This is a genomic window from Methylobacterium sp. E-046, assembly GCF_022829625.1.
Classification (GTDB): Bacteria; Pseudomonadota; Alphaproteobacteria; order Rhizobiales; family Beijerinckiaceae; genus Methylobacterium; species Methylobacterium longum.
This window is the reverse complement of sequence record NZ_JAKSYP010000152.1, coordinates 1-3,547: the sequence shown is the minus strand read 5'-3', so window position 1 is coordinate 3,547 and position 3,547 is coordinate 1. Positions and strand designations below refer to the sequence as shown.

General features: G+C 64.1%; 5 protein-coding genes. All 5 read left to right on the top strand.

What is annotated here, in order from left to right:
• Positions 1-872 precede the first annotated feature (872 nt).
• On the top strand, positions 873-1,538 hold the full coding sequence (locus tag MKK82_RS12915; protein WP_243985964.1) for a ParA family protein: 666 nt from the start codon (positions 873-875) through the stop codon (positions 1,536-1,538).
• A 28-nt stretch (positions 1,539-1,566) separates the two neighbouring features.
• Positions 1,567-1,878, top strand: coding sequence for a hypothetical protein (locus MKK82_RS12910; RefSeq protein WP_243985962.1), 312 nt, complete (start codon positions 1,567-1,569; stop codon positions 1,876-1,878).
• A 140-nt stretch (positions 1,879-2,018) separates the two neighbouring features.
• A complete protein-coding gene (locus MKK82_RS12905) occupies positions 2,019-2,261 on the top strand; it encodes a hypothetical protein (RefSeq protein ID WP_243985960.1) in 243 nt (80 codons plus the stop codon).
• A gap of 53 nt (positions 2,262-2,314) precedes the next feature.
• Positions 2,315-2,848 (top strand): hypothetical protein, encoded by a 534-nt coding sequence (locus MKK82_RS12900; RefSeq protein WP_243985959.1) that lies wholly within the window; start codon positions 2,315-2,317, stop codon positions 2,846-2,848.
• On the top strand, positions 2,841-3,547 hold a 707-nt coding region (locus tag MKK82_RS12895), incomplete at its 3' end, for a site-specific integrase (RefSeq protein WP_243985958.1). The genes MKK82_RS12900 and MKK82_RS12895, both read left to right, overlap by 8 nt.

The following is a 3,547-nucleotide window of genomic DNA, read 5'->3' as shown; positions in this document are numbered from 1 at the left end:
CCCCTATGCCTTGGCTCCGGCCCATACCTCCGACAAGGCCGCAATTGCCTCGTCCTTGGTTTGCACCTCACCATCGAGCGGCTTCCGATCAGCCTCACTGTGCTGACACCCCGTGCAGGCCCAGAACCACGTATCAGCGTTGGGGCCGCTAAGGTTCTTCATGACGCGACCGACTTCCAAACCATCCTCGGTAGCGATGAGATCGTAGTGTGTGTCCGGCGATGTACGGGACCAAGTAAGGGGCATGCCGGAGGATCACCGCACGCTGTCTGATACCGCATACGATGCAAGCTCAGCGCCACAGCACCTGACTCGCACAGTCATGCTCCTCGTCACAACCTTGGCCGCCAACTTGGATCTGACGGGACTGTGAGCGATCGAACGCGGTCTTGGCGGCAATCCTGCTTAGCCATCGGAATGCGATCTCTGAGCGATCTTGAACAAGCCATTCTAGAAGTGCTGACCGACCACCCTGTCAGCACGAGTGTGATCAAATCCCGGGCGGGCGTCCCTGTGAAAGAACGCATCGGACCAACGCTTGCTGCCTGCCTCGAACTGGAGCGTCGCTGCCTCGCAGAAAGAGTTGGATCTGGGGCGATACAGCGATGGCGCCTCGCTAGCAGAGCAGGTACTCGACAAAGCGTTTCAGCTTAGGGACGGCTTGGAACGGCCGGGCGGCCATATCATCGCGGCTCGCCCGGCCTCGCGCACGCGTAAGCGAGTAGAAAAGTATGAGCGTATGAGCGTATGAGCGTGGACAGATAAGCGCGGCTCCTCACGCGTAGGAAGGTAAGAGCGTCAGTTCTTAAACATTTTTACGGGTTAAATGGTGGACTAGTGAGAGCGTGAGTCGCGGTGCAGAGGGAGCATGAATGAAGGTCGTCAGCGTCATCGGCCAGAAGGGCGGCAGCTCAAAGAGCACCGTGGCCCTGAACCTTGCGGTCTGCGCCGAGCAGGCCGGGTATTCGGTGGCCGTCATCGACACGGACCCGCAGGGCTCGGCGCACAAATGGTTCGAGCGCCGTGAGGCCGAGACGCCTTCGATCGTCCGTGAGATTGATCCGGACGCCCTCCCCCGGCTCATCAAGATTGCGGCCTCGAACAAAACCGACCTTCTGATCGTGGATACCCCCGGCAAAGCCGAGGCGACCGCGCTGGCCGTGTCTGAGTTGGCGGATCTCATCCTCGCGCCTGTGAAGCCAACGCAGTTCGATCTGGAGACCTTGGGCGCAGTCAAGCGCACGATCCGGATCGCAGAGAAGATGGACGCCGGCTGGGTAATGCTCAGTCAGGTGCCGGCCAGCTCGAAGAAGGTCGCGGACGAGGGCGAGGCGGCCGTGCAGGGCTACGGGCTAAAGCTGGTGCCACACAAATTCATGACCCGGGCTGACTTCGCTTATTCGATGTCCAGTGGTCTCGCCGCAACCGAATTTGAGCCAAAAGGTAAGGCGGCCGAGGAAGCGCGCGCCCTGTTCGCGTGGGTCCGCAGTACGCTTGGGCTCGCAGACCCGTCAAAGCGTAAGCTCGCTGACGCGTAGAACCGTAGAAACGTGGGAGCGTAAGATCGTGGCAAAGAAAGCATCGGCGTTCACGCCGCCTCCTGAGGACGAAGCCGAGATTACGGCGGCCCCAGTGCCGAAGGTCGCTAAGACCGACGTTGAGTCGGGGTCCCCGCCCCAAGCGCCGAGCGCCTCTGCCTCGAAGGCTCTACCGAGCTACCGGATCGGTAAGCGCAATCTGTCGGCCTGGATCGACGAGCGCGCTTTCAACCAGTTCAAGGCCATGGTGTCCGAAGAGGGCAAGACGATCCAGGATTACATGGTCGAGATGGTCAACCGAGAGTTCGCTCGGAAGGGTCGGCCGCAGATTGCCAAGTGACCGGCGGGCTTCGGCTCGCCCTCCTTCCGTAGCCCACGCTCTTACGCTTCCACTTTTCCACGCGAACACGCGTAAACTAGCTTGCTGGCGCTTTGATGACGCTGTAGCTTCCGATAACCGTTATTCTCGGAAGTTTTGCCATGAGCACCGGAACACCCAAGCCGCTGTCCGACGGGCTGCGCGCCGCCGTTCGGTTGATCGCCGACGACGCAAACGAGCGACTGTTGGAAGCCGTGCGCTTGCCGCTCCGCGACGACGCGACGGAAGCCGGCCTGCGGAACCTGCTGGTCGGGCTGTATGCGGCATACCCGCAGGTGCTGCAGTCCTTGACCGGCGGCAGGGTGGGGGACGGCTCCCCCACCTTTGACCCCAGCAGCGTCTAAGTGTTTCCCTTGCGACAGGTGTGTGAGATGGAAACACTTACGGGGCGGCGACGATGAGCCGAGGGCCGGGCAAAGTAGAGCGGGCAATTGAGGCGGCGTTCCTGGCGTCGCCCGAAGCCACGTTCTCGGTCGCCGATCTCGGCCCCATCGCCTATCCGGGCCTGAACCGGGTGGAGAAGCGCCACCGCGTCGCCATCCTTCGGGCGGCCGACAGGGTTGCGGCTCGGCTCTGGTGGAAGGGGCTCAAGAGTGAGAGGCCCGGCGGGGCAATCGTCTACTGCAACCTGCTGAACGTCCGCTCCTACACGCTCGGTCGGATGCGCGTGGATCTTGTGGACGGCACCGAGCCGTTGTGGCGTCTGGAGTCCCTTCTAGAGCCCCCGCAGTTCGGCGACCCCTGGAAGCACCGGAACCAGTGGGACCGGATCCAGCCGGGCGGCTCCTACTGGCTGCACGTCGAAATGGCGAAGGCGCAGAAGGCGGGTGACTTCGCAGAGTACGAGCGGCTGCGCGCCGCGCTGCGTGAGAGCGTGAACCGACGGATCGCGGCTATGTACCCCGACGCCTATGAGCTTTCCGATGGCTGAGCCCGAGACCCTGCCCACCGGAAGTGTACACTTCGTGGACACTCTACCGGCTGAGGCTGCGGCGATAGTCCGCGCCTATCAGCAGGCCAGCAAGGCGGACTCTACCGTCCGCGCCTACCGCTCCGACGTGCAGGTCTTCCAGGCTTGGTGCGCTCGGTACGGCTTCCGGGCCCTGCCGGCGAGCCCTGAGGCTGTGGCGGGCTTCCTCGCGGCTGAGGCTGAGGCCGGGCGGTCCTCCTCGACCATCGGGCGTCGGCTCGCCGCGATCCGGTACGGGCATAAGCTGGCGAAGGCGGCGGACCCAACGGACGACGAGGACGTGCGCGCCACTATGAAGGGTATCCGGCGCCGCGTCGGCACGGCCCCGACACAGAAGGCCGCGGCCACGGTCGACGTGCTGCAGATGCTGCTGGCGCGGACACCTGACACCCTGACCGGCAAGCGCGATCGGGCCTTGCTGGCGCTCGGCTTTGCTGGGGCGTTCCGTCGATCCGAGTTAGTCGCCCTCAACGTCGAGGACCTGCGCGAGGATCCCGAGGGCCTGCGGGTCACGGTTCGCCGGTCCAAGGTCGACCAGGAGGGCAGGGGGTTCGAGAAGGCGATCCCGCACGGCCGGTTCGTCCGGCCGGTGGCGCTCGTGCGGGAATGGCTCGACGCGGCCGGGATCTCGGCGGGTCCGGTGTTCCGGCCGGTGTCGCG

Coding starts and splice junctions, on each gene's coding strand:
- MKK82_RS12900 (WP_243985959.1), top strand. CDS start 2,315: ATGAGCCGAGGGCCGGGCAAAGTAGAGCGGGCAATTGAGGCGGCGTTC.
- MKK82_RS12905 (WP_243985960.1), top strand. CDS start 2,019: ATGAGCACCGGAACACCCAAGCCGCTGTCCGACGGGCTGCGCGCCGCC.
- MKK82_RS12915 (WP_243985964.1), top strand. CDS start 873: ATGAAGGTCGTCAGCGTCATCGGCCAGAAGGGCGGCAGCTCAAAGAGC.